Here is a 17,930-nt window from a genome sequence, read left to right on the forward strand (position 1 = left end):
GACGTCCGTTCCGCCCAGCGACCGGCCGACGACTAGAGCCCTCGGGTGAAGCCCTCCGGCACGATCACGTCGTTCGGGCCCAGCTCGTGGATGGTGGACTTCCCGAGCCCGAGCAGCGCCTCGTCGATCCCCGCCCGCAGGATCTCCAGCACCCGCTTGACCCCGGCCTCACCCTCCGCGGCCATGCCCCAGAGGTACGCCCGGCCGATCATCACGGCCTTCGCGCCCAGCGCGAGGGCCTTGACGACGTCCCCGCCGCGCCGGACGCCGCCGTCCAGCAGGACCTCGACCTGGTCGCCGACCGCCGCCACCACCGACGGCAGCGCGCGGATCGACGCGGGCGTGGTGTCCAGGTTGTTGCCGCCGTGGTTGGACACCGAGATCGCGGAGGCCCCGGCGTCGACGGCGCGGCGCGCGTCGTCCGGATGCATGATGCCCTTGATCATGAACGGGCCGCCCCACTCGTTGCGCAGCCACGCGAGGTCGTCCCACGTCGGCAGCGGGGTGAACATCCACTGCCCGTAGAACTGGAAGAAGGGCGGCGCCTCCTCGCCGGGCATGACGGTGTTCGGCACGGTGAGATCGGGGATGACCTTGCCCGAGCGCACCCAGTCCAGGATGTAGCGCGGCTTGAAGGCGACCTCCGGGGCGAACTTCAGCACCGCCTTGAGATCCATCTTCTCCGGGATCGACGGGCTGCCCACGTCGCGGCGGTGGCAGAACGTCCAGTCCAGGGTGACGATCAGGCCCTGTGCGCCCGCTTTCTTCGCGCGCTCGGCGCGGGCGAGGATCACGTCCTTGTCGCCCGCCCAGTACATCTGGAAGAACGTCTTCGGGTTGGCGGCCACGACGTCCTCGACCGAGCGGCTGGCCATCATGGACAGCCCCATCGCGGTGCCCTCTGCCGCGGCGGCCTTCGCGACGGCCACCTCCCCCTCGGGGTCGACGGCCTGCACGCCGGTCGGGGAGATGATCACCGGCGTCGAGAGGTCCTGGCCCATGACGCGGGTGGACTGGTCGCGCTGCTGCGGCAGGTTCGCGATATGCGGGCGGAACCCGATCTCACCGAACGCCCTGACGTTGTCCTCGCGCGTGAGGGCTTGCTCGGTGCCGGCCATCAGCGCCTTGTACACCGACCTGGGCAGGCGCCGCTTCGCCCGGCGCTGCGCCTCGGCGACCGTCTCGAACCACTGGTTGGCCATTTCCGGAGACTAGCCCCGCCGGGGTGGCGCGGGCCCGGTTCCGGCCCGGTCGGGCAGGTCCGGAAGGTGAGGTTCCTGCCCGATCGGCGGGGCCGTGCCGCCGTCGGGTGACCTCGCCCGCGAACGGCGCGTCACCGGAGTAGGTTGCCGCCGACGCCGAGGTGGGGGAGGGCACGTGCACGATGGCGACGAGGGCCGTGACCGGGATGTCGCGGGGCCGTCCGAGACCCCTCGCCCCGCCCCGGACGGCGGCCCCGGCCATGACCCGGAGCGCACGCAGCCCGCACTCGACCGCGCCGGGGACGCCCCGGGGGGCGCCGAGGGCCGCACCCCGCCGGAGCGCGTGCCGTGGTCCCCCGATCCGGGGGCGGATCCGGCCCCGGCATCGTCCGAGCCGGCTCCGTGGGGGAGCGACGGCCGCCAGGAGGCGGGCCACGCCGCGCCTGCCGGGACCGAGGGGGGGTCCGAGGTGGAGGAGCCGCCCGCGCCCGCCGAACCGCAGGCGCGGGCCGCGACCGCCGAGGAGCCCACCGCCGACCTGCGGCAGCTGCCCGAGCCGCGGACGCCCGGTGAGGGCTCGCCTGCGGAGGAGCCGACCGCCGTCCTGCCGCTGCCGTCCGAGCCGGGGACGCCGCAGGACGAACCGCCTGCCGAGGAGCCGCCGCCCGCCGAGCGTCTCGTCATCGCCCTGGCCGACGGACCGACGTTGCGGGACGTCGCCGCGCGGGCCCCGATGCGGGCGGGCGAGGTGGCGAGGATCGGCTCCGAACTGGCCACCGTCCTCGCCCACCTGCACCACCGCGGCCACGCCCACGGGGCCGTGAGCCCCGCGAACGTCGTCCTCGCCCCCCGCGGGCAACCGCAGCTCGTCGACGTCGGGGACGGGGCGGGTGCCCGGCCCGCCGACGACGTGCACGACCTGGGCCTCGTGCTGCTCACCGCGCTCAACGGATCGGACTCGGGCGTCGTCCCGACCGACGTCCCGCGGCCGCTGCGCCGCGTCCTGCTCGCCGCCACCGACGCCGATCCCACCCGCCGCCCGACGGCGCGGCAGATGGTCGACATGCTGGCCTGGGTGGCGCGCGACGATCATCCCGGCGCGCCCCCGGAGCCGGGGCCACGGAGGGGCTGGAGCGCCGGGTGGGCGGTCGGGGTCGGCGCGTTGCTGCTGGTGCTCCTCGGGCTGGCGGCCGTCGCGGTGCTGCGGGAGAACCCGGATCCGGCCGCGAACCCGACCGTGCCGACCTCCGAGCCCGCCCCAGCGCCCGCCCCTGAGCCCACCCCCGTGCCCACTTCGGCGCCGACGTCCGTCGCCGTACCGGAACCGACCCCGTCCGTGGCGCCGCCCGTCCCGACACCGACACCGACCGTCCCCGTGCCGACCGAGACGCCCGCGGTGCCCGAGACGCCGGTTCTGCCCACCGCGCTCCCCACCTCGCTCCCGGCCCTGCCGACCGGGCTGCCCACCGCCCTGCCGACCACCCTGCCCACGATCGACGTGCCCACCGCGCTGCCCGAGCTGCCCGACGTGCCGGACCTGCCCTCCGAGGCGGGCGGGCTGTGGGACCGGTTCGTCGAATGGGTCAAGAGTCTGTTCTGATCTGCTCCGGTGCGCGGAGGGGCAGGGGTAGGGGCATGAGCGGACGAGGACGGGGCACGGCCGTGCGGGCGGGCGCCCTCGCCGTGACGGTCGCGGGCGCTGCGGCGGGGACGTGGGCCGGGGCCCGGGCACTGCGCCGCCGGGCGCGCACCGTCCCTTCCCGGGCAGTGCTCGTGGAACCCACCGGGGACCGGACCGCGGCGACGCCGTACCACCGGGAGGGCACGGGCACCCCGCTCGTCCTGCTGCACGGCATCACCGCCACCTGGAAGGTGTGGATGCCGCTGCTGCCCTACCTCACCGCGCACCACGACGTCCTCGCGCTCACCCTCGTCGGTCACGACGGCGGCGCCCCCCTCGCCGAGGGCGTCGCGGTGTCGGTGGACGCCCTGGTCGACGGGGTGGAGGCCGAGCTGGACCGGCTCGGCGTCGACACCGCGCACCTCGTCGGCAACTCGCTCGGCGGCTGGGTGGCGATCGAGCTGGCCCGCCGCGGGCGCGCCCGCTCGCTGGTGCTGTTCAGCCCGGCCGGGGCGTACACGTCGAAGCGTCGGCTGGCGATGGTGACGGCGGGCATCGGGGCGTCGCTGTCGCTCCTGGTCCGGCTCGCCCCCCGCCTCGACACGATCGTGCAGCGGCCCGCCGGGCGGCGTGCCCTGGCGTTCACGCAGGTGGCGCACCCGGAACGGCTGCCACCGGACGTCGTCGCGGACACGGCGCGCTCCGCCCTCGCGGCCACCATCGCCACGCCGCTGCTGCGCGTGCTGCTCGACACCCCGCTCGACCCGCTGCCGGCCGGTCACCGGTACCCGATCCGGCTCGTCTGGGCGCAGCCGGACCGCGTCATCCCGTTCGCGCACTTCGGCGCGCCGATGCTCGAGAAGCTCCCGGGTGCCGAGCTGATCCGCCAGCCCGGCATCGGCCACGTCCCGATGAGCGACGACCCGCCGCTGGTGTCGCGGCTGGTCACCGAGATCACCACCGCCGCGGACCGGGCCACCCCCTGACGCGCGAGTTCCGCATCCCACCGCCGCGAGTTGCGCATCTCGTCAGGCCGAGATGCGCGTTCGGTCAGGCCGCCGTGTTCAGGACCGCCGAGTTCAGGGCCGCCCGCAAGCCGCGCAGCGCATGGAACATCCGGCTCTTCACCGTGCCGACGGGGATGCCCAGCTCGGCCGCCACGTCCGGGTAGGCGCGGTCGCGCAGCACCGCCCGCACCACCACGCTGCGGTGCGCGTCGCTCACGGTGGCGAGCGCGTCCACCAGCACGAGCCGCGTGAGCACCGCGTCGGTCACGGGCGCGACGGTGTCGGGCGGCAGCGGCAGTCGCGCCAGCGCCCGGTCGTGGACGGCGCGCGAACGGGCCGCGTCGACCAGCACGTGCCGCAGGATCGTCGTCAGCCAGGCCTCGACGGGCTGGCCGGGCCGTGGTTCGAACGAGCGGCATGCCCGCCAGGCGCGCACGAACGTCTCCTGCACGGCGTCCTCGGCGCAGCCCGCGCCGCTCGCGGCGGCGAGGCGCAGCAGTCGACCCCGGTGCGCGCGGTACGCGACCGCGAACCCGCGCTCGTCGCACAACCCGGCGCACCCGCGGGCGCCCCCGCAGCCCGTCATCTCGCCGATCACTTCGGGGCCGCCACGCAGCGGTAGACCTGGCGGGTCGTGGCGGCGACGATCTGGACACTGCCGTCGCCGGAGACGAGCCCGGCGAGCTCCTCCTGCCCGGCCCGGTAGCGCAGGTTGTGCCACTCGGGCACCGCCGTTGCGCCGCCGGCGAGGAAGGTCTGCAGCTCGTCGAGTGCCGGGATGCGACGCCCTTCGGCGAGGCAGGTCAGGTTGGACTCCCGCCAGGTCAGCCGCTCCGTCCGCAGCTGAGTCTCGATGCAGGCGCCCTCGTGCAGCGCGGTGCCCGCCGGGCAGGTCGTCCCCGGTGCCGCGGTCGGGGTGACGGAGGCGGCAGGCTGCGGTGCGCCGCACGCGGCGAGGGAAGCGGCCGCGACGGCGGCGAGGACGGCTCGGCGGATCATCTGGGTCTCCCGGCGTGACGTGGGTGCCCGGGAGCCTCTCGGCCCGGCAGGTGCGGCACCATCGGGGAAACCCCGCGAACCGGGCCGGGCCGACGACCGTGGATGCTCGGCGAAGGGGACGGGAGGTCCGGTGCGCGACGACGAGCTGCTCGGCCGCGACCGCGAACGGGCGCGCCTGCACGCGGCGTTGCGCCGGCTCGCGACCGGATCCGCGGCGGTGCAGCTGGTCGGCGAGGCGGGGATCGGGAAGTCGGCGCTGCTCGCCGAGCTCGCCCACCGGGCCGCCGCGGGCGGAGCCCTCGTGGTGCGCGCCGACGCGGCGGAGTTCGAACAGGACCGGCCGTACGGGCCCCTCGCGGATGCGCTGGAGCCCCACCTGCCGCTGCTCGACCTCGACGCGCTCGGACCCGGCCACCGCGCGTCCCTGGCCGCGGCGCTGCCCGCGCTCGGCGCCGCTGGGGGGATCTCGCGCCCGCACGTCCACCGGGCGGTGGCGGCGTTGCTGGACCTCGCCGCCGCGGCGCACCCGCTCGTCCTGGTCCTCGACGACCTGCACTGGGCCGATCCGGAGACCGCCGCGCTCGTCGGCCACCTGGTGCGCAGCCCCGGGCGCGGGCGGGTGCTGCTCGCGGTGGCACACCGCCCGCTCCCGCCGGGAGACCTCCTCGCGGCGCGGCTGGATCGCGCCGTCGCGACCGGGTCCGCCGACCGCGTCGAGCTCGGCCCGCTCGACGACGAGGCGGCGACCGCACTCGTGGCGACGCATGTGCCCGAGGGGCCCGCCCGCGACGCACTGCTGCGGGCGTGCGGGGGCAACCCCTTCCACCTGCGTCAGCTCGCACGCTCGCCGCGCGGCGTTCCCGGGACGGTGACCGGGACGATCCTCGCGGAGGTCGCGACGCTCGACCCGGCAGCGGCGGCGCTGCTGCGCGGCGCGGCGACGGTCGGCGATCCCTTCGACCTCGATCTCGCCGCCGTCGCCGCCGGTCAGGACCCCGACGCGGCGCTCGATGCGCTCGACACCCTCGTCGCGGCCGCCCTGGTGGTGGTCGGCGAGTCGCCGCGGGTGTTCCGGTTCCGGCATCCGCTGGTGCGGCGGACGGTGCGGGGGCACACCGCGCCGGGGTGGTCCGCGCGCGCCCACGGGCGGATCGCCGCCGCGCTCGCGGCCGCCGGGGCCCGTCCGGAGGCGCGCGCGCCGCACGTCGCCCAGGCCGCCGGGCTCGGCGACCGCGACGCCGCCCGGCTGCTCGTGACGGCCGCGGACGCCGTCGTCGCCCGCTCGCCCGCCACCGCGGCGCGCTGGCTCGCCGACGCCCTGCGCCTGCTCCCGGGCGCCGGGGCGGCGCTGCGCCACGACCTCCTCGGCCGGCGCGCCCATGCGCTCACCGACGCGGGGCGGCTCGACGACGCCGTCGCGACCCTCCGGGAGATCCTCGCGCTCGGCGCCGCGGACCGGACGGCGGTCGTCGCGGCGTGCGCGCGCACCGAGTACCTGCGGGGACGGCCCGTGGCGGCGCTGGAGCTGCTCGACGCCGAGCCTTCCGCCGGGGCCCGGGAGCGGGCGGTGCTCGCCACGGAACGGGCCGCCATCACGCTGCCCGCCGATCCGGTACGGGCGGCGGAGCACGCCGCGGAGGCGGTCGCGGCCGCGCGGTACATCGGTGGGCGGGCGCTGCGGACCCGGGCGCTCGCGCTGCAGGCGCTGGCGCTGGTACTGGCGGGGGACCCTCGCGGGGTGGCGATCGCGGGGGAGGCGGCGGGCGAGGTGGCGGACTCCGGGGTCGCCGGGACGGAACCGGTCCCGGTCGGCCGGGCGGTGTGGACGGCCGCGGCCGATCCCGCAGACACCCTCCGGTGGCTCGGCGAGGCACTCACGCTGCTCGGCAGGCCGTCCGGGATCGACCACCTCCGCCGCGGTCTTGACCTGGCGGCAACCGGGCCCGCAGCGGTGTCGTTGCGCACCGCGCTCGGGTTCGCCCTCGCCCGGCAGGGGCGGCTCCCGCGAGCCCGCCTCCAGCTCGACGACGCCGTCGACCACGCCCGCCTCGCCGGGTCGGACGAGCTGCTCGCCCAGGCGCTGACGGTGCGCTGCCACGTCCGCACCTGGACCGGCGACCTTCCGGGCGCGCTCGCCGACGGCCGCCGCGCCGTGGACCTCTCCGCGCACCGCCGGGACGGGGTCGGGGCGGCAGCCGCGATGTTCCTCGCGGACGCGTTGCTGCAGGCCGGGGACCCGGCGGCGGCCGTGGATACGATCCTCGACGGCGCGGGTGGGCCGGAGCTGGCGCTGCTCGCTCCCGCCCTCCGCGCGGACGGCGCGGCGGTGCTCGCGGAGGCGGCGCTGGCCACGGGGCGGGTCGCGTTGGCCCGGGCCGCCGCGGGGGAAGCCGGTCCCGGTACCGCCGCGGGAGAAGCCGGGGCCGCCGGTGGAGCTGGCCCCGGAGCGCCCGGTGCCGCCGGTGGAGCTCGCCCCGGAGCGCCCGGTGCCGCCGCCCGTGGAGCCGCGCCCGCCGTCCCGTCCCCGGTCCTGCGCGCCCGCGCCCTGCTCGCCGTCCACGACGGCCGGACGGACGCCCGCGAGCTGGCCGCCGGGGCCCGCACGCCACTGGAGCGGTTGCGCGCCAGGCTCGTCGGCGCGGACCGGGCCGAGTTGCTCGCGGTCGCGGAGGCCGCGGACGAGCTGGGCGCGACGACGATCGCCGCCGCCGCGCGGGCGGGTGCGGCGGGGCGCGCCCTCACCGACCGGGAGCGGGCTGTCGCCGAGCTCATCGCGGCCGGGCACTCCAACCGCCGGATCGGCGCCGAACTCTACCTGGCCGAGCGGACCGTGGAGCGCTACGTGAGCGCCGTCCTCGCGAAGCTCGGCGCGCCGAACCGCGCCGCCGTCGGCGGGCTGCTCAGGGGAGGTCGGTCAGCCGCACCGGGGTGACCTCGGTCCGGGCCGCGACCCAGGGCGGCAGGAGGCCGAGCGCGGCCTCGGCGTCGTCGGCCTCCACCGTCCACCAGAGGGTGTGGCCGCCGTAGAGGCACGACGCCGGCACGGACTCATGGCGCAACGGGCTGTCGTAGCCCTTCCATGCGGCGAACGCGGTGGCGCAGTCGGTGGCGGCGTGCCGGTGCAGGAGCTGGAAACGTCGCCGGCCGGTCACCGCACCAGAGTCGCGCCGGCGCGGCCCGCGCGGTGTCGGGGAAAGCCGCCGCCGTCGCCGCGGGTGCTGGACCCGGACCGGCGGCGATCTCCACACTGGCCCCATGGGTGCGGGCCTGGTCGGGCGGGAGGCCGAGCGGGCCCGCGCGGAGCGGCTCGTCGCGGAGGTCGGGACGGGTGTGCCGCGGGCGCTCGCGGTCCGCGGCGAGCCCGGGATCGGCAAGAGCGCGCTGCTGGGGCATCTCGCCGTGGTGGCCGGGTCCGCGGGCTTCCTGGTCCTCTCCGGGCGGGCCGCCGAGTACGAGCAGGACCTGCCCTTCGGGGCGGTCGTCGACGCGGTCGACCCGTTCCTCGGGGCGTGGGACGGCGCCGCCCCCGCCGAACTGGCCGCGGTGTTCCCGGCGCTCGGGCCCGGCACCGCTCCGTCGCCCGTGGACCGCCACCGGCTGCACCGGGCGATGGCCGACCTGCTCGCGATCCTGGCCGCCCGGCGGCCCGTCCTGCTCGTCCTCGACGACCTGCACTGGGCGGACGCGGCCACCGTCGAGCTGGTGGAACGGTTGCTGCGTCGCCCGCCCCCGGGGCCCGTCCTGCTCGCCGCGGCGCTGCGGTCCGGGTCGGCGGCCACGCCGTTGCGGGCGGTGCTGCGCGCTGCGGAACGGCACGGTCACGTCGAGGCGGTGGACCTCGGCCCGCTCGACGCCTGCGAGGCGGACCTGCTGCTGGACACCGTGCTCCCGCCCGGCGCGCCGCAGCGGGACCGCATCGCGGCGGACGCGGGCGGGAACCCGTTCTACCTGCTCCAGCTCGCCCGGGCGCCCGGGGCACCCGCGGGGGAGGGCGACAACGGCCAGCTGCCTGCGCCGATCGTGGCCGCGCTGCGGGCGGAGCTGCGCGACCTGCCCCGGAACGCCGGCCTGCTGCTCGCGGCCGCGGCGGTGGCGGGCGACCCGTTCGAGATCGACGTCGCGGCGGCGGCCGCCGGGCTGGCACCCGATCCCGCGCTGGACGCCCTGGACGAGCTGTGGGCGCGCGATCTCGTCCGTACCACGGACGCGCCCCGCCGGTTCGCCTTCCGCCACCCGGTGCTGCGCCGGGCGGCCTACGCCGCGGCCGGGTCGGGCTGGCGGATCGGTGCCCACGCGCGGGCCGCTGCGGCGCTGGCGGCGGCCGGTGGCCCGGCGGCGATGCGCGCCCACCACGTGGAGCGGTCCGCGGCCGCAGGGGACCGGGACGCGGTGGCCGTGCTGTCGGCGGCCGCGCGGGACGTGGCGGGCGTCGCGCCGGTGACGGCGGCCCGCTGGTCGGGGGCGGCGCTGCGGCTGCTGCCCGCGACGGCGGCCGCCGAGCGGGTGGAGCTGAGCGAGGCCACCGCGGCGAGCCTGCTCGCGGCCGGGCGCCTGGACCAGGCCCGGCCGGTACTGCGCGCGGCCGTCCCGCTTGCGGCGGACGAGGCCACGCGGGTGCGGCTGGCGTGCGGGTGCGCGGACGTCGAGTGGCGCCTCGGGGCCCGCGCGGAGGGGCTGCGGCTGCTCACCGACGTCCTCGGCCGCTGCACGGATCCGGCGCTCGCGGTGCGGGTACGGATCGCGCTCGGCACTGCGCACCTGTGGGGCGCCGATCCGTCCGCCGCCGCGCGCTGGGCGGTCGAGGCCAGGGACACCGCGCGCGATCCGGGGCTGCGGGCCACGGCCGCGGCGCTGCTGGCCATCGCGACCGCGCACGACGACCTGGACGCCGCCCGCCTGGCGGTCGCCGAGGCCGCGGCGTTCCTCGACCGCTTTCCCGACACCGACGCCGCCCACGTCGATGCCTTCCTGTTCGCGGGCTGGGCCGAGACCTCCCTGGAGTGCGAGGCCGCGGCCGTCGGTCACCTGCAGCGGGCGCTCGCGGTCGCCGCGGACGCGGGACGCGCGCTCGTCGTCCCGGAGATCCGCTACGGGCTGGCGGTGGCGCTCGCCGCGACCGGCGACGTCGCGGGTGCGGCCCGCGCGGCCGACGAGGCGGCCGAGGCCGCGCGGGCGACCGGCGCGACGGACACCCTGGCCTGGGCGAGGCTCGCGCACCTGCACGCGGCGCTGGCGGCCGGGGATGCCGCGACGCTCGCCCGGTACGCGCGCGAGGCCGGGCCGGAGAGGGACCCGTCGGACCTCTCCGCGTCGATCGACGGAGCCGGCCGGGCGATGGTCGAGATGGCGGGCGGGGACGCGGCCGCGGGCGTGACGTTGATGCTCACCGCGGGCGGCGGCCCGGACCTGCTGCAGTTCGCCCGGGCCTACCGCCCGTACTGGTACCTGCTGCTGACCGACGCCGAGCTGCGCCGCGGCCGCCGCGACGCGGCCGCGGGCTGGGCCGAACGGGCCCGGACCGCCGCGGAGGGGCTGGGACTCGACGGGCGGACGGGGTGGGCGCTGCGGGCCGAGGCCGCCGTGCGGTTGGCCCGCTACGAGCCGGCGGCCGAGCTCGCCCTGCGCTCCGCGGAGCTGCTCGAGCGGGCCGCCTACCCGCTGGAGGCGGCCCGCTCGCGGGCGCTCGCCGGTGCGGCGCTGGTGGCCGCGGGCAGGCGCGCGGCGGGGGCGGCGATGGTGGACGGGGCCGCGGCGACGCTCGCCGCGCACGGTGCCCACGGCTGGGCCGCCGCCGCCCGGGAACGGGTGGGCGGAGCGGGCGGTGAGCTGAGCCGCCGCGAACGGGAGATCGCCGATCTCGTGGCGGACGGCTGCACGAACCGGGAGATCGCCGAGCGGCTCACCCTGTCGGTGAAGACCGTCGAGACCCACCTGGGGCGGGCGTTCGGCAAGCTCGGGGTGAGCAGCCGGTCGGGCCTCGCCGCGCGGCTGCGGGGGTAGCTCAGCGCTCGCGGAAGGCCGCCTCCACCGCGTCGACGATGCCCCGGTAGCCGGTGCAGCGGCAGATGGTGCCCGCGAGCTCCGCGCGGATCGTCTCCCGGTCCGCGTCGGTGTGGGTGGCCAACAGGTGCACGGCCGTGAGCAGCATCCCCGGCGTGCAGAAGCCGCACTGCAGGCCGTGGTGGGCGACGAACGCCTCCTGCACCGGGTGCAGCACGCCGTCGCGTTCCAGGCCCTCGACGGTGGTGACGGCGCACCCGTCGGCCTGCACGGCGAACATCAGGCAGGCCCGGACCGGCTCCCCGTCGACCAGGACGGTGCAGGCCCCGCACACGCCGTGCTCGCAGCCGAGATGGGTGCCGGTGAGGCCGAGGTCCTCGCGCAGGGCGTCGGCGAGGGTGCGGCGGGGTTCGACGTCGAGGTGCTCGACCTCGCCGTTGACGGTGACCGTCACGTCCATCGCCGCTGCCTTCCCAGGGCCCGCCGGACCATCTCGGCGGCCAGCGCGCGACGGTGGTCCGCGGGAGCATGCACGTCGTCCGCCGGCCGGATCTCGGCGGCCGCGGCCTGGGCCGCCCGCTCCGGCGATCCGCCGTCGCGCAGCACCTCCTCGGCGGCGACGGCGCGCACCGGCAGCCCGCCGACCCCGCCCAGCACGATCCGCTGCTCGCGGCCGATCTCCGCGAACACGGCCGTGACCAGCGCGAAGTCGCCGTGACGGCGGGCGAACTCGGCGAAGCCCCACCGGCGTGGCACCGGGAACCGCAGCCCGACGACCATCTCGTCGTCGGCGAGCGTCGTCGTCAGGGGGCCGGTGATCAGCTCCTCGACGGCGCACTCCCGCGTCCCGGCCGGCCCGGCGATCTTGGCGACGGCCCCCGTCGCGACGGCTACCGCCGGCAGCTCGGCCGCCGGGTCGGCGTGCGCGATCGAGCCACCCGCCGTGCCCCGGGTGCGGATCGCGGCGTGCCCGATGAAGCGGGCCGCCTCCGCGAGCAACGGGTGGTGGTCCTGCGCGGCGAGGTCGCGGTGGCGGGTGAGCGCACCGACGTCGACCGCGGCGGACCGGGCGTGCGCTCCGTCCGGTTCGAGGGTGACGGGGTGCACGCCCGCCAGGGCCGGGATGCGGTTGACGTCCACGAGCACCGCGGGCCGGGCGAGCCGCAGCGCCATCACCGGCACGAGGCTCTGCCCGCCGGCGAGGATCTTCCCCTCGCCGTCGGCCGCTGCCAGCGCGGCGACGGCCTCAGCGACGCTGGACGCCCGCACGTACTCGAACGGCGCCGGCTTCACGACGCCGCCGACCCGCGCCGAGTGTGCGGTGAGTCCGCCGCCGGCCTGCCGAAGTGCACGCTCGCCGGGTCGGCCAGCGCCGCCCACACCGTCGCCGGCGTCACCGGAAGCGTCGTGATCTCGACCCCCAGCGCGTCCGCCACCGCCCCGGCGATCACCGCGTTCGGCCCGAGCGTGCCGCCTTCACCGACTCCGCGGACGCCGAGCGGGTTCGCCGCCGGGTGCGCCACGTGCCCGATCGCGATCTCCGGGATCTCCGCCGAGGTGGGCATCAGGTAGTCCAGCAGGGTGCCGGTGACGAGGTTGCCGTCGGCGTCGTAGGCGAGGTGCTCGTACATCGCCCCGCCGATGCCCTGCGCGACCGAGCCGAGGATCTGCCCGTCCACGATCTGCGGGTGCATGGCCCGACCGGCGTCCTCGACGCAGGCGTAGCGCAGGATCTCCACCTCGCCGGTCGCGCGGTCCACCCGGACCGCCGCGGCCTGCGCCCCGGCCGCGAACGCGCCGCGGATCGGGTCGTAGAAGCGGGTGGCCGACAGGCCCGGCTCGATGCCCTCGGGCAGGCGGTTCGACTCCAGGTACGCGACCCGCGCGACCTCCGCGAGCGTGATGCGCGGATCGGCCTGCCCGACGACGGTGATCTCGCCGCCGGAGATCCGCAGGTCGTCCGGGTTCGCCTCCATCAGCCCCGCTGCGAGCCGCAGCACCTGCTCCCGGACGGCCTGCGCGGTCCGGTGCGCCGCGCCACCGCCGATCACGGCCTGCCGCGAGGAGAACGCGCCGAACCCCCACAGCGACTCGTCGGTGTCGCCGAGCCGCACGTCCACGTCGTCGAAGCGCACGCCGAGCGCGTCCGCGACGATCTGCGCGATCACCGTCTCCTGGCCCTGCCCCTGCGAGGTGACACCGGTGAGCACGGTGACCCGCCCGTCCGGGTCGACGCGGACGGTGCACGCGTCGTGGCCCGTCCGGAACGGCATCCGCGGGCCCGCGCTCGCCGCCCGCCCCAGCCCGGTGAGCTCGTTGTAGCAGGCCATCCCGATCCCGACGGAGGGGTCGTCGCGCAGCTCGTCGTGGCCGATCAGCTCCAGCGCCCGCTCCAGGCACTCCAGGTAGTGACCGGAGTCGTCGACCAGCCTCGTCGGCATCCGGTAGGGCACGTCCTCGGGGCGGATCAGGTTGCGTCGCCGCACGTCGAGCGGGGAGCGGCCGAGCGCGCGGGCGCCCGCGTCGAGCAGCGACTCCATCACGAACACGCTCGACGGTCGCGCGACCCCGCGGTACGGGCCCGCGGGAGTGGTGTTCGTCGCGACCCCGCGGACGGTGCACCGGTAGTGCGCGAGCTTGTACGGCCCGGTGAGCAGCCCGCCCGCCATCAGGGCCTCCAGCCCCGCCGTCCACGGGTAGACGGAGTAGGCACCGACGTTGCAGGTGACGTCCGCGTCGATCGCCAGCAGCTCGCCGTCCGCGGCGAAGCCGGCCCTCACGAGGTAGCGGTGGTCGCGGGCGTGGCACGCGGCGGCGAGGTGCTCGACGCGATCCTCGACCCACTTCACCGGGACGCCCGGCATCGCCAGCGCGACCAGGCACAGCGCGACGTCCTCGGCGTAGAGCACGGCCTTGACGCCGAACCCGCCGCCGACGTCCGGCGCCACCACCCGCACCGATCCCTCGGGCAGCTCCAGCAGTTCGGCGACCATGTTGCGCACCAGGTGGGGCACCTGGGTGGTGGTCCAGAACGTCAGCCTGCGGTCGTAGGGGTCCCACAGCGCGACCCCGGCCCGGCACTCCAGCGGGTTGGCCGCGTGCCGGTTGGTGACGAGCTCCCGCTCGACGACCACGGCGGCGTCGCGCAGCGCCGCCTCGACGTCGCCCGCGTCGAACGTGCGGGAGAGCAGCACGTTGTCCGGTGCCTCCGGGTGGACCGGCGCGGCGGGAGGGTCCCAGGCGCACACCGTCACCGGCAGCGGGTCGTAGTCGACCTCGACCAGCTCGGCGGCGTCCTCGGCGCGGTAGCGGTCGGGTGCGACGACGACGGCGACGGGCTCGCCCGCGTACCGGACGACGTCGTGGGCGAGCACGGGCTGCGCGGTCTCCACGTACGACCGCAATGCCGATCTCGCCCGCAGCGCGACGTCGCGGAAGTCCGCGCCGGTGAACGCACGCACCGACCCGGGGACGTGCACGCCGGTGATCCTGGCGTGCGCCAACGGCGAGCGGACGAACGCGACGTGGCGCATCCGGGGCAGCGCCAGGTCCGCGACGAACCGGCCGTGGCCCGTGACGAGCCGGTGGTCCTCCTTGCGCCGCGGGCTCGTCCCGAGCGCTCCCGCGAGTTCCGCATCTCGCCGCCCCGAGTTGCCGGTTTCGCCGGTGCCCGCCCCCGCGAGTTCCCCATCTCGTCGCGCCGAGTTGTGGATTCCGTCAGGCGCGCTCACGGCATCGCGTACCCGCCGTTGACCGAGATCACCTGGCCCGTGGTCCACGACGACAGCGGCGAGGCCAGCAGCAGCACCATCGGCACCACGTCCTCGGGGCGCCCGAGGCGGCGCAGCGGGTACTGGGCGAGGATCCGGCGCATCCGCTCCCCGTCCTCGGCACGGTCCTCGGATTGCCCGCCACCGGAGTGCTCGGCGAAGTTGTCGGTCCGGACGAGCGCGAGGGAGACGGCGTTGGCCCGGATGCCGAAGCGGGCCAGCTCCTTGGCCAGCGACCGGGTCAGGCCGACCGTCGCGGACCGCGCCGTCGCCGTCACCAGCAGGCCGGACTCGCCGACCCGCCCGGAGTCGCCCATGAGGCTCACGATCGCGCCGCGCCCGCGGTCGGCCATCCGGGTCGCCACGGCGTGCGTGACCTGCAGCGTCCCGGTCACGGTGACGTCGATCTGCGGCGCCCAGTCCGCCGGGGTGGAGTCCAGGAACCGCTGCAGCTTCGTGGCCGCGGCGTTGTTGACCAGCACGTCGATCGGCCCGAGCTCGCCCTCCACCCGCCCGACGAGGGACGCCACGTCGTGCGGGCTGCGCAGGTCCCCGCCCACCGCGAGCGCCTTCACACCGAGCCCCTCGGCCTGCGCAACCGCGGAATCCGCGCCCTCGGACGAGGAGAAGAAGTGGAACGCGACGTTCGCGCCCTCGGCCGCGAAGCCGAGCCCGATCGCCCGGCCCAGACCCTGTCCCGCGCCGGTGACCAGCACCGTCGCGCCCGCCAGCTGGAGATCCATCGCGGCCCCTTCGCCTCGCTCCGCGAGCAGGCTAGCCCCGGCCGGCGGCAGGTGCGTGGCGAGCGGGGCGGGGCCGGTGCTCCTCGGCCGCCCACGTCGCGTCCGGGGCGAGCTCCACGACGTCGCGGTGCAGGCGCGACTCGCACCGGCGGCTGATGGCGACCGACACCACCGTGACGGGACCGTGCGCGCCGTGGCCGTGCTGGGCCGTCACCGGCCAGCCGCGGGCCCACAGCCCCTCGGCGAGGCTCGCCGATCCGCTCACCACCGTGACGCCGATCGAACCCGGGGTGATCCGGTCGCCCGCCACGAGCCCGGCGAGCACGCCCAGCGCCACCCCAGCGGCGTACGCGCCGACGCTCAACGGGTCGTCGACGTTCGTGACGACCTGGCTGATCGCCGTGATCTGCAGGACGGCGCCCACGGCGCCGAGCGCCACCGCACCGGCCCGGCCGCCGCGCGCGGCGATGAGCACCCGCCACTGCCAGAGCCCGACCTCGGTGAGGACGAGCGCCGCGATCAGGAGCGGACGGTAGGTGGCCATCGCGTCCTCACAGCACGGCCAGGATGAGAAGTGTCATGACACCGATGCTCGGTGGGGCGGCCCGGCGATCGTGAGTGACAGGAATGACCAGGTGCGCAAGAATCCAGCCATGCATGTCGTGGCCGTCCTCGCGCTGCCGTCCGTCGTGGCGTTCGACCTCGCGATCCCCGCGCAGGTGTTCGGCCACGTCGACGAGCGCGACCACTACCGGCTCGCCGTCTGCGCCCCGGTGCCCGGCGACGTGCCGACGACGACCGGGTTCGGCATCCGGGTCGACGACGGGCTCGCGGCGCTCGCGGGTGCGGACACCGTGATCGTCCCCGGGTACCGGCCGCTGGACCCGCCCGACGCCGCGACGATCGACGCGCTGCGCGCCGCCGCCGACCGCGGGGCACGCGTCGTCTCGATCTGCACCGGGGCGTTCGCGCTCGCCGCCGCCGGGCTGCTCGACGGCAGGCGCGCCACCACGCACTGGCGCGACGCCCCCGCGCTCGCGCGGCGCTTCCCGGGGGTCGAGGTCGACCCGGACGTCCTCTACGTCGACGAGGGCCGGGTGCTGACCAGCGCCGGCGTGGCGGCGGGGCTGGATCTCTGCCTGCACCTGGTGCGGGCGGACCGGGGCGAAGCGGAGGCGACCCGGATCGCCCGGCGGATGGTCGTCGCCCCGCACCGCGGCGGCGGCCAGGCGCAGTTCCTGCAGCGCCCGGTGCCGCGCAGTGGCGGGCCGACGATCGCGGCGGTGGCGGAGTGGGCGCTGCGCCATCTCGACCGCCGGCTCACCGTCGCCGATCTCGCCCGCCGGGCCGGGCTCGCGCCCCGCTCGCTGGCCCGCCGCTGGGTGGCCGAGACGGGCCACACGCCGCTGCAGTGGCTGACCGAGCAGCGGCTGCTGGAGGCGCGGCGGCTCCTGGAGAGCACGGACCTGCCGGTCGCGGCGGTCGCGCACCGCACCGGCATCGGCTCGGCCGCGCACCTGCGGGCACTCTTCGCCCGCGAGACCACGACGACCCCCTCGGCCTACCGCGCGGCCCACCGTGGCGTCAGCGGGGTCAGTGCGGGGCGGTCATGAGCTCGACGAACCGCCGGTACGCCGCGTCGACCTCGCTCCCGTCGGCGCCCGCGAGCAGCTCCATCAGCAGGCCGCGGGTGACCGCGATCCCCAGGCGCACCCCGGCCGGATCCGGCGGTATGCCCAGCGCCTCGGCGGCGGCCGCCGCGTCGTCCAGCCACGGCCGGGTGAGGCCGGCACGCAGCTCCTCCGTGCCGGGAGCACCCTGCACCACCAGGCCGAACACCTCGAAGAACAGCGCGACGGACGGGCGCATCGCGGGGTCGCTCACGCGGGCCCACAGGTCGGTCATCACCTCCGCCGGGTCGGCGGCGCGCCGGGCGGTGTCCGTCATCAGGGCGCGCTGGCGGGCCTCGACGGCGGCGACGATCGCCGCGAGCAGCCCCTCACGGGACCCGAAGTGGTACAGCAGCATGCGGTGGCTCGTGCCCGTGCCGCGCGCGATGTCGCGCAGGCTGCGCCCGGTGATCCCCTCCTGCGCCGCGTACGCCAGGACGCGTTCGAGGAGCCGTTCCCGCGCTTCCGCCGCCATGTACCAAACGGTACATTGGCGGTATGAGATGGACACACTCGGTGCCGATCGATGCGCCGGCCGACGTCGTGTGGGAGCTCGTCACCGACGTCGAGGCCTGGCCCGGCTACTTCACGACGGTGCGGTCGGTGCGGCGGCTCGACGAGGGTCCGCTGCGGGTCGGCAGCTCGGCCCGGATCGAGCAGCCCGGCCAGCCGCCCGCGGTCTGGACCGTCGCCCGGCTCGATCCCGGCCGGGAGTTCAGCTGGGGCACCGCCCGGCGCGGGTTGCGGATGACCGGCACCCACCGCGTCGTCCCCGAGGGGCCCGGCTGCCGCAACGAGCTGGAGCTGGCGGCGGAGGGCCCGCTCGCCTGGCTGGTCGCGCTCGCGGCGCGGTACGTCCTGCGCACCGAGAACGCCGGCTTCCGGGCGGAGGCGCTGCGGCGGGTCGCCGCCTGAGGA

Annotated in this window: 16 protein-coding genes; 6 read left to right on the plus strand and 10 right to left on the minus strand. The window is 77.1% G+C overall.

Features of this window, described 5'->3' with window-relative positions:
- Positions 1-32: 32 nt before the first annotated feature.
- Positions 33-1,202 carry a pre-mycofactocin synthase MftD gene (gene mftD, locus AB7J25_RS03620; protein WP_428504962.1) on the minus strand — a complete coding sequence of 390 codons (1,170 nt, stop codon included), beginning with the start codon at positions 1,200-1,202 and terminating at the stop codon, positions 33-35.
- Positions 1,203-1,377: 175 nt separating this feature from the next.
- Here mftD and AB7J25_RS03625 point away from each other — a divergent pair, with 175 nt between their 5' ends.
- Both AB7J25_RS03625 and AB7J25_RS03630 read left to right on the plus strand, forming a co-directional pair.
- Positions 1,378-2,802, plus strand: a complete 1,425-nt coding sequence (locus tag AB7J25_RS03625) for a hypothetical protein (protein ID WP_428504964.1) — start codon at positions 1,378-1,380, stop codon at positions 2,800-2,802.
- A gap of 35 nt (positions 2,803-2,837) precedes the next feature.
- Positions 2,838-3,809, plus strand: coding sequence for an alpha/beta fold hydrolase (locus AB7J25_RS03630; protein ID WP_428504966.1), 972 nt, complete (start codon positions 2,838-2,840; stop codon positions 3,807-3,809).
- Positions 3,810-3,873: 64 nt separating this feature from the next.
- Here the strand turns inward: AB7J25_RS03630 and AB7J25_RS03635 are convergent, their stop codons facing one another.
- Positions 3,874-4,416 carry an RNA polymerase sigma factor gene (locus tag AB7J25_RS03635; RefSeq protein ID WP_428504968.1) on the minus strand — a complete coding sequence of 181 codons (543 nt, stop codon included), beginning with the start codon at positions 4,414-4,416 and terminating at the stop codon, positions 3,874-3,876.
- Between the two features lie 8 nt (positions 4,417-4,424).
- The gene (locus AB7J25_RS03640; protein ID WP_428504970.1) at positions 4,425-4,829 is read right to left on the minus strand and encodes a hypothetical protein; all 405 of its coding nucleotides are present in this window, start codon (positions 4,827-4,829) and stop codon (positions 4,425-4,427) included.
- A 130-nt stretch (positions 4,830-4,959) separates the two neighbouring features.
- Here AB7J25_RS03640 and AB7J25_RS03645 point away from each other — a divergent pair, with 130 nt between their 5' ends.
- Complete coding sequence (locus AB7J25_RS03645; protein ID WP_428504972.1) at positions 4,960-7,761, plus strand: AAA family ATPase; 2,802 nt, start codon at positions 4,960-4,962, stop codon at positions 7,759-7,761.
- On the opposite strand, the gene AB7J25_RS03650 is transcribed toward AB7J25_RS03645, so the two are convergent.
- Entirely contained in the window at positions 7,730-7,981 is a 252-nt protein-coding gene (locus tag AB7J25_RS03650; RefSeq protein ID WP_428504974.1) for a hypothetical protein, read from the minus strand. The genes AB7J25_RS03645 and AB7J25_RS03650 overlap by 32 nt on opposite strands.
- A 103-nt stretch (positions 7,982-8,084) precedes the next feature.
- Here AB7J25_RS03650 and AB7J25_RS03655 point away from each other — a divergent pair, with 103 nt between their 5' ends.
- Positions 8,085-10,829: an ATP-binding protein gene (locus tag AB7J25_RS03655; RefSeq protein WP_428504976.1), complete on the plus strand. Its 2,745-nt coding sequence runs from the start codon at positions 8,085-8,087 to the stop codon at positions 10,827-10,829.
- 1 nt (position 10,830) lies between these two features.
- Here AB7J25_RS03655 and AB7J25_RS03660 read toward each other — a convergent pair whose 3' ends face one another.
- Genes AB7J25_RS03660 through AB7J25_RS03680 form a run of 5 tightly spaced genes read right to left on the minus strand, consistent with a single transcriptional unit; the run spans position 10,831 to position 15,886 of the window.
- Entirely contained in the window at positions 10,831-11,289 is a 459-nt protein-coding gene (locus AB7J25_RS03660) for a (2Fe-2S)-binding protein (RefSeq protein ID WP_428504978.1), read from the minus strand.
- Positions 11,280-12,122 carry an FAD binding domain-containing protein gene (locus tag AB7J25_RS03665; protein WP_428504980.1) on the minus strand — a complete coding sequence of 281 codons (843 nt, stop codon included), beginning with the start codon at positions 12,120-12,122 and terminating at the stop codon, positions 11,280-11,282. The genes AB7J25_RS03660 and AB7J25_RS03665 overlap by 10 nt, the downstream gene beginning before the upstream one ends.
- Positions 12,119-14,560 (minus strand): xanthine dehydrogenase family protein molybdopterin-binding subunit, encoded by a 2,442-nt coding sequence (locus AB7J25_RS03670; RefSeq protein WP_428504982.1) that lies wholly within the window; start codon positions 14,558-14,560, stop codon positions 12,119-12,121. The genes AB7J25_RS03665 and AB7J25_RS03670 overlap by 4 nt, the downstream gene beginning before the upstream one ends.
- The gene (locus AB7J25_RS03675; protein ID WP_428504984.1) at positions 14,557-15,342 is read right to left on the minus strand and encodes an SDR family NAD(P)-dependent oxidoreductase; all 786 of its coding nucleotides are present in this window, start codon (positions 15,340-15,342) and stop codon (positions 14,557-14,559) included. The genes AB7J25_RS03670 and AB7J25_RS03675 overlap by 4 nt, the downstream gene beginning before the upstream one ends.
- A gap of 31 nt (positions 15,343-15,373) precedes the next feature.
- The gene (locus tag AB7J25_RS03680; protein WP_428504986.1) at positions 15,374-15,886 is read right to left on the minus strand and encodes a DUF5698 domain-containing protein; all 513 of its coding nucleotides are present in this window, start codon (positions 15,884-15,886) and stop codon (positions 15,374-15,376) included.
- 109 nt (positions 15,887-15,995) lie between these two features.
- Between AB7J25_RS03680 and AB7J25_RS03685 the strand changes: the two genes are divergently transcribed.
- Positions 15,996-16,955, plus strand: a complete 960-nt coding sequence (locus AB7J25_RS03685) for a GlxA family transcriptional regulator (protein WP_428504988.1) — start codon at positions 15,996-15,998, stop codon at positions 16,953-16,955.
- Here AB7J25_RS03685 and AB7J25_RS03690 read toward each other — a convergent pair.
- Positions 16,936-17,487, minus strand: coding sequence for a TetR/AcrR family transcriptional regulator (locus AB7J25_RS03690; protein ID WP_428504990.1), 552 nt, complete (start codon positions 17,485-17,487; stop codon positions 16,936-16,938). The genes AB7J25_RS03685 and AB7J25_RS03690 overlap by 20 nt on opposite strands.
- A gap of 23 nt (positions 17,488-17,510) precedes the next feature.
- On the opposite strand from AB7J25_RS03690, the gene AB7J25_RS03695 reads away from it, so the two are divergent.
- On the plus strand, positions 17,511-17,927 hold the full coding sequence (locus AB7J25_RS03695) for an SRPBCC family protein (protein WP_428504992.1): 417 nt from the start codon (positions 17,511-17,513) through the stop codon (positions 17,925-17,927).
- Positions 17,928-17,930: the final 3 nt, after the last annotated feature.

The organism is Pseudonocardia sp. (genome assembly GCF_050246655.1).
Classification (GTDB): domain Bacteria; phylum Actinomycetota; class Actinomycetes; order Mycobacteriales; family Pseudonocardiaceae; genus Pseudonocardia.